Below are 16,275 nucleotides of genomic sequence, written 5' to 3'. Positions count from 1 at the left end.
CCTGACCTCCTGCCGTGATAGACGGGAGTACCGCCGTGACGTATTCGCTGCGAAAACAGTCGAGGGGTGAGCTGGCGTGGGGGAGGCAGGGGGGCGGTCCGGGACCGCCCCCCTGCCTACCTCATGAACGCGATGCTTTGCTTGAAGTTGGACTAGCCGCCGCGATGACCGCGACCCCGGTTGTCATGTCCTCCAGGGCCCTCGCGTCCAGGTCCCTCGCGTCCAGGTCCCTCGCGTCCCTCACGCGGCTCGTCGCGACGGTCGTCTCGAACCGCGTCATGACGACGCTCGCCGCGCTCCTCCTCCCAACGCCGTCCCCATGCGGGAGCCCACTGAGGTGGTCCTTCGCGCCGCCAATGCCTCCACTCCGGAGGTGGCGTGCGGTAGTAGCGAACCGGCACCGCGAGGATAGGCCGCGGAATGAACTCCGGCGCCACCACGACCCACGGCCCATTGTGCCGGGGACCCACATACCAGCCACCATTGGTGAAGACGTAGTACTGGCCACCGTAGAAGAAGTAGTTGGCCTCAACGGCCGGCGCGTACATGACCGGGCTGGCCGGCACAACGACCAGATGCGGCGGGGCCGGAAGGTTGATTCCGATGTTTACGCTCACCTGCGCCGCCGCCGCGCCCGCGGCTCCCGTGAGGGCCGCTAACACGACAGCGCCAAGAACCATTCGTCGAAGCATTGTCTGTCCTCCTCGCTGGAAGTCTCAGGCTCACCGCCTGGGGCCCTCCTCGAGTCGATGACGGGAAGGCCACTCCCGATTCATACGACGAAGCCCGCACACCGCCCATTTACGGCCAGCTTTGCGGCTGAGGGCAGCCGTTCCGCCCCCTGCCCACGGCATGATTGACTGCGGATGAGGATAGCGGCTGCATCGCATGTGCCACAGCCGCCGATCGGCTAGAAATTGGGCTCTGAGGGGCGAATTACCCGGGCTCGGTGAGCTGAGCTGACGAGAGCTCGTTCCTTACTGATCGAACTCCAGGCGCCGCGCGCGCCAGCTCGGCCGCGCGAGAGCCGGCGGCGGGGCTTCGGACCTGTCCGCGCAGCGTGACGACACCCGCATCCACGCGGGCGTCGATGACCGCGTTCTGGAGCTGCGGATCTCGTTTGAGCTGCTCCTCCAGCGCGCGAGCAATCGCCTGGTCTCTCGCGTCTACCTCGGCACGCCGCGCGGACGGCACGACCTCCAGCTCGTTGCGTACCTGCGTGACGCCCTCGATGCGACGGACGATCTCCGCAGCCGCCTTCTTCGTCTCCTCCGAATCGACCTTGCCCCGCAAGGTCACCACGCCGCGCTCTGCTTCCACGCTGATCTGCTTTCCCCAGAAGCGCAGGTCGCTCCAGAGGGCGGTGTCAATCTTCACGGTCAGCCTGGAGTCGGCCACATGGCTGTTTGCCACCGGGGCCTGCGCGAAGCCACGCGCGACGCCCAGGGTGAGCAGCACGATGACGGCAACGAGCGCCACCCCACTGGCGCGCATGGCGCGACTGGCGCGCATGGCGCGGGCGAGTGATGACGAGAATTCTGCGCCCGCGCGGCGGCGGGCAAGCCTTACCCGGTCGGTCTTTCCCTCCCGCCACCGCTCGCGGGAATTGTGGACCGGAAGATCTTTCATCGACCGTATAGAGTTTGCATGGCAGAAAAGCGGGCGCGGTTCGCGATACACCGCGCCCGCTGCGAGACCGGACTCCCCGCTACTGCGTCTTGGGCGCGGGTGCCGCCTTGGGCGGAGGCGGCGCCATGACCTCGAGGCGAGTGGCGATGTTCTTGCCATTGCGCACCTCGTAGGAAGCTTTGACCTTGGCCCCTTCCGGAATCTCGGTCAGAGTCGCCTGCCGGCCCTCGATCTGGACCTGCGTATCGGCGGTCACCTCGAGGGTGCGCGGGAAGAGACCGAGGAGACCTGAGGAAACCCGAACCGTGCTGGTGGTGGCATCGACCTTCTTCACCGTTCCTTCGAGCGAGGCGGGCATCGGGCTCGCCGGCGCGGCCGGCGAGGCGGGCATCTGCGCCTGCAGCCATCCCGGCCCAGCGCCCACGGTGAGCATCACCGCGACGAGCAACAGCAACTTGGCAGTGCGTCTCATATCTGTGCTCCTCCTTGTCGGGCCGTGGGAAAAAAGATCCCGATCGCGGGCGGGATCCGTCCAGCACCGCGTCTAGGTAGGAGCAAGGGGTATGCCACACCTGGCGTGATCTGGCCAGCTTGACGCCAGGCGTGATGAAGACATAAAGTTTATATGATGGGCTCTGGACAGAGGCGACCGGCGAAATGTTAGACACGATGCGAGTGCTCATCCGAGCGTTAGCCACCGGCGCGACGATCCTCGCGCTGTGTGGAGGGTGCGGCCCCGCGCGCGTCCCCGCGCGCGCCGAAGTCCCCAGCCGGGAGGACGTGCTCCAGCGCATCCTGCCATCCGCCGTCCAGATCATTCTCGAGAATCCCGAGGGACGGCGCTTCCGCACCGGCTCGGGCGTCGCCATTGCGTCGCGTGGCTCGGAGTGCTTTGTCGTCACCAGCGGCCACACGGTAGCCGGCGCAGTAGGCCAGAAGGAGATCTCCCTGCTCTTCGGGCGACAGCGCGGAGCCGGAATCCGCGCCAGCGCCACCGTCGTTGCCCATCGCGAGACGGAAGATGTGGACATCGCCTTGCTGAAGGCCCGGACCGATCAGTGCGTACCAGCCCGGCCCGCCGCGGCTCCGGAGCTTGGAGAGGCGGTGTGGGTCGTCGGCTTTCCCTGGGGTCGCAACATGCTGCTGGCCAGCGGCATCGTCAGCCAGGTGAGCTTTGGTGAGGCGTCGGACCGGGAATCGGCGGCGCGCCTGATGGTCGATGCCTCGGTCAGCTATGGGTCGAGCGGTGGAGGCGTGTACGAGGCGCGAGGCGGCAGGCTGCTCGGTCTCGTCGAGGGCTACCGGACGGCCCGGGTCACCTCCAAGGGCGCCGAACAGTCCTGGTATATCGACGTGCCCGTGCCCGGCCAGACTCTCGTGACACCCCTGACCGATATCAGGCGATTCCTTGCGGACACGGGCCACGCCGATCTGATCGAGGGCATCTTCTCTTCCACGGGACAAGCCGCCCGCTAGTAGCATAGGTACTGGGCCGGCACCCACTGCGGCACGTACCAACCCTGGCCATAGGCGTCCACGTAGGGCTGATAGCCCCAATAGCCCGGCTGCCACACGCAGCGTGCTGCATAGCTATAGACCCGGTACGGAACACGACCGTGGAGCCGGTGGGACCCGCCACGCTCAAAGGCCTGGTGATGCTCGATGCCCCTCGGAGCGCCGCGGAAGTGAGTCTCGGCGCTAGCCTGGACGGGTCCGGCCGCCGCCGCGAGCACGACGAGCATCAGAATCATCGCGCGTTTCATATGACACCTCCCGGTAAGACATCTCGCCTCTCAGGTTGAGCACGTCGGCAGCATCTGGAGCTGCCACATCCCATCCTGGAGCGCGCCCGTGAAGGTCATATGTGTCCCGCGCAAAGAAATGTGCCCCCGGGATCGTCGAGTCGGCAGAACAAGCCGCCTGCGGAATAGCCCGCAGGCGGCTCAAAAAGGTCCAGATGCGAGGCGGCGAGGGCGGCGGCACCCCGAGGCGTACTCTCTGTACGTTGAGCGGGTGCCGCCGCCCTCGCCAACGAAGCAGATGGGCCTTTTTCAGCCGCCTGCGCTAGCCGCGACCGACGAAAGGCATTTTCGTCGCCATCACCGTCAAGAACTGCACGTTGGCGTCGAGGGGAAGGCTCGCCATGTAGACGACGGCCCGCGCCACGTTCTGGACATCCATGGTCGGCTCGACGACGACGGTGCCGTTGGCCTGGGGGACACCTTTGGCCATGCGCGCCGTCATCTCCGTCGCGGCATTGCCGATGTCGATCTGCCCGCAGGCGATGTCGTATTGCCGCCCGTCCAGGGAGGTCGATTTCGTCAGCCCCGTGATCGCGTGTTTCGTGGACGTGTAGGCGACCGAGAACGGCCGCGGCACATGCGCCGAGAGGGAGCCGTTGTTGATGATGCGGCCACCGCGAGGCTGCTGGCTCTTCATGATCTTGATCGCTTCTTGCGTGCACACGAACGACCCGGTCAGGTTGGTATCGACCACCGCCTTCCACTTCTCGAACGGGAGCTCCTCGAGGGGCACGGGAGGCGCGCCGATGCCCGCATTGTTGAAGAGGAGATCGAGTCTGCCGAAGACCTGCTTCGTCTGCGCAAAGAGGGCCCGAATGGACTCGGGGTCACTGATATCGGTCGGCACCACGAGCGTCTTTGACCCGGGAGACTTTGCCTTTCCCTCGGTGGCGGCTGCTTCCAGGGTCTCCTTGCGCCGCCCGGCGAGGACGACGGCATAGCCCTCTTGCAAGAGGGCCAGCGCAGAATGCTTGCCGATACCGCTTCCCGCCCCTGTGACGATCGCGACCTTCTCGGATGAGGCCATTTTCTGGTCTCCGCCTTTCTGGATCAGCCACCTGATCCGCCCGTCGGTGTGTCCGCCGGCCTACCTGTAGGCCACAGCCTAGCGCAAGACGACGGCTACGTGCAGTTGGATTCGAAGCGGCGCAGGCAGCTGAAAAAGGCCCATCTGCTTCGTTGGCGCCCTCGGCCGCAGGTTCAACGTACAGAGAGTACGCCTCACCTGCAGATCAACTCAGCCCTCGTCTCGCGACGGCCAGGGGCCGCCGCTCAACTCGAAAGGCGGGGCGCCGCCTCGCATCTGGACCTTTTTGAGCTGCCTGCGATTGCCTTTCCATCGCGAGCGGAGCCTCCGTGCGGCGCGAGTCCTGGCCCTTGTGCTGCGACCGCGCGGCCACGAACACCCTGAGCTTCTCCCGCTGCTCCGGCGTGAGCTGGGCCTTGGCCTGCTCATCGGTACGGATGGCGGCGAGGCGGCTGTCCGCCCGGAGCCGCTCGATCTCCCGCACCTTCGCCTCCACCCTGCCCATGTCCACAGGGTCGGTCTGCCGCAGGCTCATGAGATCGAGCTGCGCGACCCGCCGGTCTGCGGCGGCGCGGATGGCCGCGCGCCGGGAGTCGATCCCGAGCTTCTTGAGCGTATCCACCTGCTGCGGTGTCAGGCTCAGCTCCTGACGGTGGCGCAGGGCGACGCCGATCACGGAGCGCCCGTGCCGGAAGTCACCGTGTCTCATGTGCCGCGACCAGCCGCCAAAGTGGCGACGACCCTGCATCGCGGAGCGATCCATCGAGCGTCGCATCTCTGGATGGGCTGTCGCCGTCATGTCGGGCGGCGCCGCCGCCACGGGCAGTGTCAGGCCCAGTACCAGAGCCAGTCCCCCCAGCGCCTCTCTCACTCGCATCGCGTCCCTCCTTGGGGATAGTCCCCATCTCATTCCACCGTGACCTGCAATTGGCGCGGGCCTCAGCGCCCGCTCACGTCCGAGCATGCGGGGCGCGCATGAAGGCCGTGTGTGTCACGGGTAAAAATCTGTGAAGAGATGAGGCGCCGGAGGGCGCGGGGACCTACCCGACGAGGGACTTGAGGAACTCCGCGTTCGTCCCGGTCAGGCGGAGACGCTCGATCAGCGCCTCCATGGCCTGCACCGGCTTGGTCCCCGCCAGGGCGCGGCGGAGGAGATGGATCCGCCTCATGTCCTCTTCGGGGAAGAGCAGCTCTTCGCGGCGGGTGCCGGACTTGAGGATCTCGAACGAGGGGAAGATACGCCGGTCGGCCAGCTCCCGGGAGAGATGCAGCTCCATGTTCCCGGTGCCCTTGAACTCCTCGAAGATGATGTCGTCCATCCGCGAGCCCGTGTCCACGAGCACCGTGCCCACGATGGTCAGGGAGCCGCCCTCCTCGAGCTTGCGCGCGGCGCCGAAAAACGCCCGGGGCATCTGAAAGGCTCGACTGTCGATGCCACCCGTCATGGTGCGCCCGCGCGAGGTCAGCTCGTTGTTGTAGGCGCGGGTCATGCGTGTCAGGGAATCGAAGAGGACGAGCACGTCCCGCTTCTCCGAAGCCATGCGCTTGGCCTTCTCGAGGACCTGCTCGGTCACCTCGATGTGCCGGCGATAGGGATTGTCGTTGCTCGAGGCGACGATCTCCGCGGACTTGCCGATGGTCACTCGGAAATCGGTCACCTCTTCCGGGCGCTCGTCGACCAGGAGCACGATGACGGCCACTTCCGGGTGGTTCGCGAGCACGGCCTTGGCGATCTGCTGGAGGAGCACGGTCTTGCCCGTGCGCGGCGGGGCGACGATGAGCCCGCGCTGGCCCCTCCCGATGGGCGTGATCAGGTCCATGGCGCGCATGGACAGCTCCGAGGGGACGGTCTCGAGCCGCAGCCGCTCGAAGGGCTGGATGGCGGTCAGGCTCTCGAAGCCCGAGGGCGATGGGGACGGGGCCGGCATGCGCGGGGGCACAGGCCCGCGCTGGCCGAATTGCGGGCGCGCGCCCGGCCGGCGTGAGCGGCGCGATCGCCTGCTCATGCCCGCACGCTCACGTGGGCGTCTACCACGGGCGGAGCCACCGATCGATGGAGAAGGCCCCGGCGCCGCCGACCAGGACGGCCAGGGCCATGCCGATGAGGGCAAGGTTCATCTCGTAGCCATGCCCCTTCCCCGGCGCGAGGGACCAGTTGATGAAGAAGCCGTTCTTCCAGTGAACCGTGGCGATGGCCACGAGCATGACGACGATGAGCCCCACCGCGGCCGGCCGGACGAGGAAGCCGACGATCATGGCCACGCCGCCCAGGAACTCGGTCAGCGCGGCGAGCACGGTGAGGGGGGCGGGCACGCCGAGCGCCTGCTTGAAGTACGCGATGACGCCGCGCAGGCCGGGCCCGCCGAACCAGCCAAATACCTTCTGGGCGCCGTGGGCGAAGAAAATCACGCCCAGAACCACGCGCACGATGAGCAGAGGCCGGGAGGCGAAGGTGCCGAGGAGCATGTCCATGACGTCCATGACGCTCTCCTCCTGATCCGGAAAGGTGATGCGAGGCCATCCGCAGCACTCCGCGCGTGCCGGGAACGGCGCGCGGGCTCATCGGGCGGACGGTAGGCCGCGCTACACTCCCTTGTCAAGTTTTTCGCTAGCCCGAACTATTCCCGAGCGCGGGTACCGCATCCTGCCCCCCCTCACCCTGCCCTCTCCCCCTCTGGGGGCGAGGGATCAAAATGAATCCCTCTCCCTCTCCGAGGGAGAGGGCGGCAGTTCGAGCTGAAGGGCGCAGCCCTGAGGCGAGGGCTGAATAGACCAGAGTGGCGTTGTCTCGCGAATAATGCACGTTTGTGTCTCGCGCTAATGGGCCTTGAGAGCCGCGGCGCGTCTGGACAGCTCCTCGGGCGGCACGTCCTCGATATGCGTCGAGATATGCCAGTGGTGCCCGAACGGATCCTCGAGCGTGCCGTTCCGATCGCCGTAGAACTGATCCTGCACCGGCCGAACCACCTTGGCGCCGGCCCCGATCGCCTGGTTCGCCAGCTTGTCCACCCCCTCGACATAGAGGTGGATGCCGACGGGTGAGCCGCCATAGTGCTTGGGACTGCGGGCCCCGAAGTCGGGGAACTCGTCGGCGAGCATGATCACGGAATCGCCGATCATGATCTCGGCGTGTCCAACCTTTCCGCTCGGATCCGTATGACGCATCAGCTCGACCGCGCCGAACGCCTTCCCGTAGAAGTCGAGGGCGGCCGCGGCATCGTCGACGATCAAGTGCGGCGAGACGGTAGGGTGGCCTTCGGGGATGGGTCTCACGCTCTTGCTCATCACTTGGCTCCTCGTTGTTCCGCGGAATGCATCGGCGCCTGCGCCGTCTAACCCGGCAAAAGGAGCTGCGCGATGCGAAGACTGGTCCAGATCGCGTGTCTGGTTCTCGCCGTCTCGCTGATGACGTCCTGGTGCTACGTGGTTGTCGATCGTCCCCATCACGGGTGGCATCGCTGGTGATCGGAGCGGCGGTCCGGCACTCGGTCGGGCCGCCGCGGACGCCGTCACTTCCTTTTATAAACGTTCAGGCCGACCTTCTCTTCCCGATCCGGAATCGTGGCATTGCCCTCGGTCGAGGCGATGATGATGGTCTTGCCGGACGAGGACGGACCGAATTCCTTCGTGAGATCTACGGTGATCGTCAGGATGTCGCCGGCCACGGACATCTGAACATTCTTCATCTCCATGTCTCCTGTGGGAAAGGCCGCGCGTGTCCTGTCCTTGGCGGGCCGCCGTCACTTCGACATGCCTGCAGCACGCGCCGCCGAGAGATGTTGCGCGTCATGGCGAAGGCTCTCCTCTCTGCGCTGCTTGGTTGACCGAAGCGTCGAGGATCCTTACGAGACGTCCTTCCCTAAGAGTAACCGAAACGTCCAGCCGATGCAGGTCCCCCTTCTTCGACCCTGCTTGACTTCTGCCCCGGCGAACGGGGCGCGCTATCCTAGGCGGCGGCAATGTCGCTCCCCATCGGGCTCCGGGCGCTCCGTCACCCCGACTTTCGCCGCTTCTTCGGGGCTCAGTTCGTGGCGCAGACGGGCACGTGGATGCAGACGGTGGCGCAATCGTGGCTGGTGCTCCAGCTCACGCCGTCGCCGTTCAAGCTCGGGCTCATCGGCTCCCTCCAGTTCGCGCCCATCCTTCTCTTCTCCATCGCCTCCGGGGCCCTGGCCGATCGCGTCCCCAAGCGGCGGCTGCTCCTCTGCACCCAGGCCGCCCTCGGCGGCCTGGCCCTGGGGTTGGCCGCCCTCGTGGGCTCAGGACGCGTCGAGTACTGGCACGTCGCCGTGCTGGCCTTCACCAACGGGCTCGTCAATGTGCTCGAGCAGCCGGCGCGGCAGTCCTTCGTGGCCGAGATGGTGGGACGGGCCGACGTGGCCAGCGCGGTGGCCCTGAACTCTGCGTCCTTCAATGCCGCCCGCATCGTCGGGCCCGGCCTGGGCGGGCTCATGATCGCGCGATTCGGCGTGACGCCGGCCTTCGTGGTGAACGGGCTCGGCTTCGCGGTGGCCGTCCTCATGCTCTCGAGGCTGGGCACGCGCGGGCTGCCCCGCGCCCGCACGGGCCACGGGGTCATGGACGAGATCCTCATCGGACTCCGCTACGCCTTTCGCACGCCCGAGATCCGCCTGATGCTGGGCCTCCTTTTCATCGTCAGCATCTTCGTGTTCAACTTCACCGTCTATGTCCCCCTCGTGGTGCGCACGGTGCTGCACCTGGGCGCGGAAGGCTTCGGGCTCCTCATGGCCTGCCTGGGCGTGGGCGCGGTCACGGGCGCCCTCGCCATCGGCGTGCTCGGCGCGCGCCAGCCGCCCGTGGCCATGATGTTCGGCGCGGCCACCCTCGCCTGCGGCGGGCTCGTGGCGCTCTCGACCGCTCGCGTCTTCTGGTTCGCGGCCATCGTGCTCTTTCTGACCGGTCTCTTCGGCCTCGTGCTGGTGGCGAGCTGCAACACCGCGATGCAGCTGGCCGCGCCCGACGAGCTTCGCGGGCGGGTGATGAGCCTCTATACCCTCGTGTGGGGCGGTGTCTTTCCCATCGGCGCGTTCATCGTGGGCAGCATCTCCGAGCACTGGGGCGTGAGCCGCGCGCTTCTCGTGAACGGGACGGCGGGGCTGGTGGCGGCGGCCCTTCTTCTGGGATGGTGGGCGCTCCGCGACGCGCCCGCGCGCGGACGAGAGACCTGACCTCAGCTACGGGTGCGGCCCGACGAACTCGCGGACGATCCGCAGAAACTCGTCCAGCCGATCGTGGTGGAGCCAGTGCCCCGCCCCCTCGACGCCCATGGTCGTGGCATGGCGAAAGGGCCGATCGCGGCCATCGTCGGCGGGATTGCCGGCGCGGCTCTCCTTCCCGTACAGGAGAAGGGTCGGACAGGCGATGCGGGCCCAGAGGGCCTGGATGTCCCGGCTGCTCATGTCGTACGGGAACCACGCGCGCACGTAGTTGTCGAACTTCCAGCTGTACGTCCCGTCCTCGTTCTGGTTCACGCCGTGACTGGTGAGGTGGCGGGCCTGCTCGGCCGTGAGATGTGGGTTCTCCTCCTGCATGCGGCGAAAAGCATCCTCGATGGACGCATAGCGCCGAGGCAGCCGGCCGGCCAGACCCCGCTCCTCACGGATCCACTCGTCCATCCGCTCGGCGATGCTCTTGGACCGATGCGCGGCCAGCGCGCCGGCCGAAGGCCCGAGCCCTTCGATGGCCACGAGCCTCGCCACCGCCTCCGGGTAGATGCCAGCGTAGCGCAGCGCGATGTTGCCGCCGAGGGAATGGGCGACGATGGTGACGGGCGCCAGCTGCTGCTGGTGAACAAGCTGGGCCAGATCGTAGATGTACCCGGCCATGGTGTAGCTGCCATCCGGCGACCACTGGCTGTCCCCGTGTCCGCGCAGATCGGGCGCGATGATGTGCCAGTCGTCGCGGAGGGCGGCTGCCGTCCAGTCCCAGTTCCGGCAGTGGTCGCGGCCGCCGTGGAGCAGGATCAGCGCCGGCCTCTCTGCGTTGCCCCAGTCGACGTAGTGGAGACGCAGGCGCTGGGAGAAGTAGGTGCGCGAGGTCGGGCCCGACTCCCGGTCGCTCAGGACGCGCGCTCCTTCTCCATCTGCACCAGCATGCGGCGCAGGATCTTGCCGGAGGGTGACTTGGGAATCTGCTCGATGAACTCGAGGTGCCGGATGCGCTTGTGGGGCGCCACCCGTTCCGCCACGAAGGCCATGATCGTCTCGCCCGTGGTCGCCTTGGAGGCGGCGTCGGGCTTCAGGACCACGAAGGCCTTGGGCACCTCGCCCGCTTCCTCGTCGGCCTTGCGGATGACCGCGGCGTCGAGAATGGCCGGGTGCGTGAACAGCAAAGCCTCCAGCTCGGCCGGGGCCACCTGCATGCCCTTGTACTTGATCAGCTCCTTGGTGCGGTCGACGATGTAGAACCACCCTTCCGGATCAACGTAGCCGACATCGCCCGTGTGGTACCAGCCCTCGCGGTCGATGCAGTCGGCCGTCTCTCCCGGCTGATTGAGGTAGCCCTTCATGATCTGCGGCCCCCGGATCAGCAGCTCGCCCTGCCCGCCCGGCCCCGCCTCGGCGCCCGTGACGACATCCATCAGCTTGACTTCCGTGTTGGGGACGACGAAGCCGATGGACCCGGGCTTGCGCGGCGCGTTCTTGGTGGGGCTCAGGTGTGTCACCGGGCTCGCCTCCGTCATGCCATAGCCCTGCACGACGGGGCAGCCGAGCTTCGCGGACAGCTCCTTCGCGATCTCCTCGCCGAGGGGGGCGGCGCCCGAGAAGACCAGCCGCACGCTCGACAGATCGAACTGGCTCACGGCCGGATGCTTGACCATGCCCAGCACGATGGGCGGTACGAGAGGCAGGATGGACACGCGATACTTCTGCACCGCGGTGAGGAACTCCTGGAAGTCGAAGCGCGGCATGCTGACGATGGTGGCGCCCTGGCACAGCCCGAGCTTCATGATCACGACCATCCCGTAGATGTGAAAGAACGGCAGCACGGCAATGACCACGTCGCCGTCCTTGAAGCCATCGAAGTCCTTGGCGCCTTCGGCCTGGCACAGGTTGGCCACCAGGTTGTGGTGAGTGAGCATGACGCCCTTGGGCAGTCCCGTCGTCCCGCTCGAGTACGGGAGCACCACCACGTCCTCTCGCGGGTTGATCTTCACAGAGGGCGGGGTCGGCGGCGCCTCGAGCAGCTCGGCGAATGGCCGGGCGCCGTCCGCGGTGCCGAAGACGAAGACCTCCTCGATCCCGGTGGCCGCGGCCGCCTCCTTGGCCTTGTCGAGGAAGGGCGACGCCGTGATCAGGAAGCGGGCGCCCGAATCCTCGAGCTGCTTGGCGAGCTCGCCCGCCGTGTAGAGCGGATTGACAGTAGTGTTGATGCCGCCCAGCGAAGCGACGGCGTGGAAGATCACCGCGTACTCGGGCAGGTTCGGGCTGTAGATCGCGAAGACGTCGCCCTTGCGAAAGCCCCGCCGCGCGAGGCCGGTGGCCACGCGACGAATGCTGTCGGCGAGCTGGCCGAAGGTCAGCGTCCGCCCCGTCGGCCCGTCGATCATGGCCGGCCGGTCGCGGAGGCGCTCGGCATGGCGCAGCACGTGGTCGGTGATCGAGACCTCGGGCACGACGACATCCGGCCATGGGCTTTTGACGATCATATCTGCTCCGTGCCGGGCGGGGGATTCTTGATCCCTCGCCCCCCCAGGGGGAGAGGGCAGGGTGAGGGGGATCTTTCAGCGCGCTCCATAGATCGCGAAGGCCTTGTTCGAGTTCATCACGTAGGACTCGACGTAGCCATGGTAGTCGGGGCTCTTGTGCCCCAGCGCCTCCATGGCGCCCATGAGGGCCCACCAGTTCAGCACTTCCTGCTGCCCACGGTCCACGACCTCCGCTTCCGTGACCTTGCGCCACGTGTCGAAGTCGCCCGCCACGAGGGCCTCGTAGAGCTTGCGATCGTTGTCGACGTCGGGATAGACGAAGTAGTGCTTCGGGACGAGGAAAGCATGCGACCAGCTCGACGAGGCCACCAGCGCGACCTTCCAGGGGCTGCGCGCCAGCGCCCGGGCGACGGCGGCGCCCACTTCCATGCAGCGATCGGGCGAAGGGCCCGGCGGGTCCAGGTCGCTCTCGGGAATGCTGATCGTGCCGATCGGGTAGACCCCGCCCCGGTTGACGTTGACGCGACTGCCGTAGCAGTTGATGGCCATGGCCACCAGCGGATAGGGCCAGCCCTTACGCTCGTAGTCGAGGTACATGACGCCGTTGAGAAACGCGTGGCTGAGTCCCTCGTAGTGGAGCGGCTTGTAGGAGTAGGCCATGTCGATGTGCTCGTGAGTGAGCAGCTCGCGCACGAGCCACTTGGCCGCGTCCTTCTTCCCGGGAATGCGCACGACGGCGTCGGGGCCCTCACCCCAGGCGTTCGAGGCCGGGCGGCTCGCCGGCGCCGATTCAGATGCCGAGAGACCGCCGCCCTCGCCGGTTGGCGCGGTGCTCGCCTCGCGGTGGTGCGGCCGGTAGGGGTACACCTCCATGTCCTCGTAGGCGTAGACGCAGAAGGCCGGCGTGATGTCCTCGTGGAAGTTCTCGTACTGGTCATCCCCCCACATGAGGACGAAGTCCGGCTTGAAATCGTCGAGCGCCTGACGCAGCACCTTCAGGTGTTTGACCAGCTCGGCGCGATGCTTCGGCGCGGCCGAGCGGCCCTCGTCCCCGCCCCATTCCTGCCGCATGGGCGCGGGCCAGTTCTCGGGCTTCTTCCAGGCATCGGGCACGTCGGGACGCTTCAGCGTGCGGCGGAGGATGCCGGCCATGGCATCGTCGGCCCCCCGGAGCGGAGGGTAGTGACTGAGTCCCAAACCAAGAATCTGTCCCATGTCGACTCCTAGCCTTTCTTTTGATCGGGCAGGTAGAGGCGGACGTAGTGATTGTCCACGACCTCACCCTTGGCGCCAACGGTGAAGTTGGAGGTGATGAGCCCCGTGGCGCCGGCAAGCGGCCCCAGGCCCTCCGTCACTTCCCAGATCACCGCGCCCCGCTGCAGGCCCTCGACCGGGCTCGGTCCCAGGACGCCCTGGCCGACGGTCCGGAAGGTCAGCTTGCCGCCCTTGCCGTAGCTGATCCGACCGCTCTCGACGAAAGTCCCCTCCCCGGTGATCTGCACCTCCGACTCGAAGGTGGCGCGAGGCCCGGACTTCGATTCTGCCTTCGCCTGTATGCCGTTGGCGGTCAGGCCCGTCCGCAGGACCTGCCCGCCCGCCGTGGTCTTGGCCGCCAGCTTGCCCTCGGCCCCTTCGACCGGCCCTGCCTTGCCCTTGAATTGCAACGCGAAGACGAGCTCTTTCATGGCTGATCCTCCTCTTCCAGGTCACTGTATGGAGATTCGCGGCCGAAGATCAAGCACGGCCCCTGACAGCTGCAGCGGTGCGCGTCGTGACGCCAAGCTTGGCGAAGATCTTTTCCACATGCTTGCCAACGGTGCGGGATCTGGTGCGGAGAATCGTGCCGATCTCCGGATTCGTCTTGCCCTCCGTCACCCAGTGAAGGACCTCGGCCTGGCGCGGCGTCAGTCCGAGTTGCTGGAGCGCTGCGTAGTCGACCGTCGTCCGTTGTTCTTCGAGCAAGAGAAGATCGTCTGGCGAGTCGGGAATCAGGCGGACCAGCAGCCGCGTGTCCTCGCGCTCCACCACCAGGGGCCTGGCGGGTAACGGGAGCGTATTGCTCCCTCCCAGGCGCAGCGACTGCCCGCGGATCCAACGCTGCAGATCATCGGACAGACGGCCCCTTCGCGCTGCGCTGTCGTCGAAGTACTCGGCAAGCCAGTCCGCGGCGCGGGGAGAGATGAGATGCCGGCCGTGTCGGCGCAAGACGATGATCTCCCGGCTGCGCGTCTCCGGTGCCCCGTCGGTCGCCGGCGCTCGACCGCGAAGCGCGGACACGGTCTCGGCATTGGCGTAGGCCGTCATGACGTGCGGGCGGAGCAGACTCAAGATGAACCGATCCCGCTCGGTGAAATCGGAGTCGCCGCCGCTCCGGTCCAGCGCGATGGCAATCGTGCAGGGTGACGGCCGCTGAAGGCTTTCCACCATGAAGCTCATCTGGTACTCGACCCCCGTGCGGCGATAGTTCTCATTGTAGATGCCCAGGCGATGAAATTGCTGCCGGGTCAGGAAATCGGACAGCTTGTGGGGAGAGCCGTCGCCCGTCCGCCGGTAGTGGGCAAGCACCGGCTGCTCGTGGAGATACTCACGAACGACCAGCTCGAGGTGGGGCACCTGGGCTTCGCTCGGCTCCACGACATACCTGATCCGCGCCGCCCGGTGATCGATTTCGTTGTACGAGGCGAATGGGGCAGCCACGACCCGGCGGAGCCCGGCGATGACCTGGCGGGGAAAAGCCTCGAGATCGAGGGTCGCATACGTCGTCCGGAGGCAGTCCAGTAGGGCTCGTGCGTCGCGACTGCCCAATTGGTGCATTCTCTCCTCGGCTGCGAGAGCGGTCGAGACCTTCGGTGCCGGAACAGTGAGTCAGACAGCCACCGTAGTCAAGTCGTCCAATCCGGCCTCGACCGACCGTATACGTCATCTGACGTATAGACGCCTGGCCCCTTCCTCGTGTATAGAGGGGCGCAGCTTGTCGCACGCGCGACGAAGGGGAGGCCGACGACCTCTCGGCAGCGGAGCCAAGGTCCCGCCACTGCGCATACCGTAAGTGCAGCGCCTGTCCGAGCCGTGGAGGGTTCCATGTTCTGGTCCCGGCCGCGGTCCCCTCAATCGTGCGAACCCTCTCGCGGCGCCACCCCAAAGCGGACCCGCCGGGCGTGGATAGTCGCCTGTTTGATCCTCTATCTCTTCGCCGCTCCTCCGCTCGCCGGCGCGCAGACTATCACGTACGTCTACGACGAACTGGGGCGGCTTGTAGGGGTCATAGACCCGAGTCAGGGCACCGCCGTGTATCAATACGATTCGGTAGGTAACATCACGGCCATCCAGCGCTACGCCGCCAATGCCGTCGTGCTCATCGAGTTCACGCCGAACGGCGGCCCGGTCAATACAACGGTTACGCTCTCCGGCACCGGCTTCAGCACTACGCCAAGCCAGAACACCGTCACGTTCAACGGCATCGCGGCGACCGTCACGTCGTCCACGGCGACGTCTATCGTGACCAAGGTGCCCACGGGAGCGACGACGGGGCCGATCAGCGTGACGACGCCCTCCGGCTCGGCCACGAGCGTGACCAACTTCGTGGTGGCGGCGAATAGCGGGGCCCCGACCATTACGAGCTTCACCCCGACCATCGCGGTGCCGGGGACAGCCATTAGCGTGACCGGTACAAACTTCGAGACCGTCCCTGCGAATGACAAGCTCTACTTCAACACGCTCAAGCTGGCGCAGGTCAACACCGCGACGGCTACGAGCCTCGGGGCGACCGTGCCCGTGTATCCGGTCGGATCCGGCCATCTCAAGGTCCAGACGCCCGGCGGGACAGCCACGAGCAGTGGCGATTTGTTCGTGCCGCCGTCCCCGTATCTCGCCACCGATGTGCAGGCCACTGCGCGCATGACGGCGGCCACGAACAAGACGATCACGATCTCCACCCAGAACAAGATCGGCCTGGTGGTCTTCGATGGCACCAGCGGCCAGGGGCTCCAGCTCGAGTTGAGCGCGATGACGATCGGCGTAGCCAATGTCAGCATCTACAGGCCGGACGGCACCGTGCTCGTGGCCCCCACCACCATCACGGCCCCGGGCGGCTTCCTCAAGGTGTTCAGCTTGCCCGCGACGGGGACCTACACCGTCCTGGTGGCGCC

Annotated in this window: 18 protein-coding genes; 3 read left to right on the top strand and 15 right to left on the bottom strand. The window is 66.7% G+C overall.

The features are described from left to right. Window positions 1-152: 152 nt before the first annotated feature. The 3 genes from VGT00_00815 to VGT00_00805 form a co-directional block, all read right to left on the bottom strand. On the bottom strand, window positions 153-692 hold the full coding sequence (locus VGT00_00815) for a hypothetical protein (GenBank protein HEV8529940.1): 540 nt from the start codon (window positions 690-692) through the stop codon (window positions 153-155). A gap of 244 nt (window positions 693-936) precedes the next feature. Then, window positions 937-1,629 (bottom strand): BON domain-containing protein, encoded by a 693-nt coding sequence (locus tag VGT00_00810; protein ID HEV8529939.1) that lies wholly within the window; start codon window positions 1,627-1,629, stop codon window positions 937-939. 79 nt (window positions 1,630-1,708) lie between these two features. Then, complete coding sequence (locus tag VGT00_00805; protein HEV8529938.1) at window positions 1,709-2,101, bottom strand: hypothetical protein; 393 nt, start codon at window positions 2,099-2,101, stop codon at window positions 1,709-1,711. A gap of 185 nt (window positions 2,102-2,286) precedes the next feature. On the opposite strand from VGT00_00805, the gene VGT00_00800 reads away from it, so the two are divergent. Then, a complete protein-coding gene (locus tag VGT00_00800) occupies window positions 2,287-3,105 on the top strand; it encodes a serine protease (protein ID HEV8529937.1) in 819 nt (272 codons plus the stop codon). Here VGT00_00800 and VGT00_00795 read toward each other — a convergent pair. From VGT00_00795 to VGT00_00765, 7 genes are all read right to left on the bottom strand, one after another. Beyond that, on the bottom strand, window positions 3,102-3,392 hold the full coding sequence (locus VGT00_00795; protein ID HEV8529936.1) for a hypothetical protein: 291 nt from the start codon (window positions 3,390-3,392) through the stop codon (window positions 3,102-3,104). The two genes, VGT00_00800 and VGT00_00795, sit on opposite strands and share 4 nt — an antisense overlap. Window positions 3,393-3,693: 301 nt before the next feature. Next, entirely contained in the window at window positions 3,694-4,458 is a 765-nt protein-coding gene (locus VGT00_00790) for an SDR family oxidoreductase (protein ID HEV8529935.1), read from the bottom strand. Between the two features lie 205 nt (window positions 4,459-4,663). Then, complete coding sequence (locus tag VGT00_00785) at window positions 4,664-5,335, bottom strand: hypothetical protein (GenBank protein HEV8529934.1); 672 nt, start codon at window positions 5,333-5,335, stop codon at window positions 4,664-4,666. 163 nt (window positions 5,336-5,498) lie between these two features. Further along, complete coding sequence (gene rho / locus VGT00_00780) at window positions 5,499-6,464, bottom strand: transcription termination factor Rho (protein HEV8529933.1); 966 nt, start codon at window positions 6,462-6,464, stop codon at window positions 5,499-5,501. 22 nt (window positions 6,465-6,486) lie between these two features. Next, entirely contained in the window at window positions 6,487-6,939 is a 453-nt protein-coding gene (locus tag VGT00_00775) for a DoxX family protein (protein HEV8529932.1), read from the bottom strand. 336 nt (window positions 6,940-7,275) lie between these two features. Next, complete coding sequence (locus tag VGT00_00770) at window positions 7,276-7,743, bottom strand: VOC family protein (GenBank protein ID HEV8529931.1); 468 nt, start codon at window positions 7,741-7,743, stop codon at window positions 7,276-7,278. 224 nt (window positions 7,744-7,967) lie between these two features. After that, window positions 7,968-8,144, bottom strand: a complete 177-nt coding sequence (locus VGT00_00765) for a hypothetical protein (protein ID HEV8529930.1) — start codon at window positions 8,142-8,144, stop codon at window positions 7,968-7,970. 273 nt (window positions 8,145-8,417) lie between these two features. Between VGT00_00765 and VGT00_00760 the strand changes: the two genes are divergently transcribed. Then, on the top strand, window positions 8,418-9,647 hold the full coding sequence (locus VGT00_00760) for an MFS transporter (protein ID HEV8529929.1): 1,230 nt from the start codon (window positions 8,418-8,420) through the stop codon (window positions 9,645-9,647). 6 nt (window positions 9,648-9,653) lie between these two features. Here the strand turns inward: VGT00_00760 and VGT00_00755 are convergent, their stop codons facing one another. The 5 genes from VGT00_00755 to VGT00_00735 all read right to left on the bottom strand — a co-directional run bounded on the left by VGT00_00755 (window position 9,654) and on the right by VGT00_00735 (window position 14,932). Next, complete coding sequence (locus VGT00_00755) at window positions 9,654-10,442, bottom strand: alpha/beta hydrolase (protein HEV8529928.1); 789 nt, start codon at window positions 10,440-10,442, stop codon at window positions 9,654-9,656. A 95-nt stretch (window positions 10,443-10,537) separates the two neighbouring features. Beyond that, the gene (locus tag VGT00_00750) at window positions 10,538-12,127 is read right to left on the bottom strand and encodes a 4-coumarate--CoA ligase family protein (GenBank protein ID HEV8529927.1); all 1,590 of its coding nucleotides are present in this window, start codon (window positions 12,125-12,127) and stop codon (window positions 10,538-10,540) included. 75 nt (window positions 12,128-12,202) lie between these two features. Further along, window positions 12,203-13,342, bottom strand: coding sequence for an extradiol ring-cleavage dioxygenase (locus VGT00_00745; protein HEV8529926.1), 1,140 nt, complete (start codon window positions 13,340-13,342; stop codon window positions 12,203-12,205). Window positions 13,343-13,350: 8 nt separating this feature from the next. Next, window positions 13,351-13,812 carry a hypothetical protein gene (locus VGT00_00740; GenBank protein ID HEV8529925.1) on the bottom strand — a complete coding sequence of 154 codons (462 nt, stop codon included), beginning with the start codon at window positions 13,810-13,812 and terminating at the stop codon, window positions 13,351-13,353. A gap of 49 nt (window positions 13,813-13,861) precedes the next feature. Continuing rightward, complete coding sequence (locus tag VGT00_00735) at window positions 13,862-14,932, bottom strand: helix-turn-helix transcriptional regulator (GenBank protein HEV8529924.1); 1,071 nt, start codon at window positions 14,930-14,932, stop codon at window positions 13,862-13,864. A 369-nt stretch (window positions 14,933-15,301) separates the two neighbouring features. Between VGT00_00735 and VGT00_00730 the strand changes: the two genes are divergently transcribed. Continuing rightward, window positions 15,302-16,275 (top strand): IPT/TIG domain-containing protein (locus VGT00_00730; GenBank protein HEV8529923.1); only part of this gene is annotated, 974 nt, incomplete at its 3' end.

Source organism: Candidatus Methylomirabilota bacterium (assembly GCA_036002485.1).
Classification (GTDB): Bacteria; Methylomirabilota; Methylomirabilia; order Rokubacteriales; family CSP1-6; genus AR37.
The sequence above is the reverse complement of the archived record's forward strand: the minus strand, read 5'-3'. Positions and strand labels throughout refer to the sequence as shown.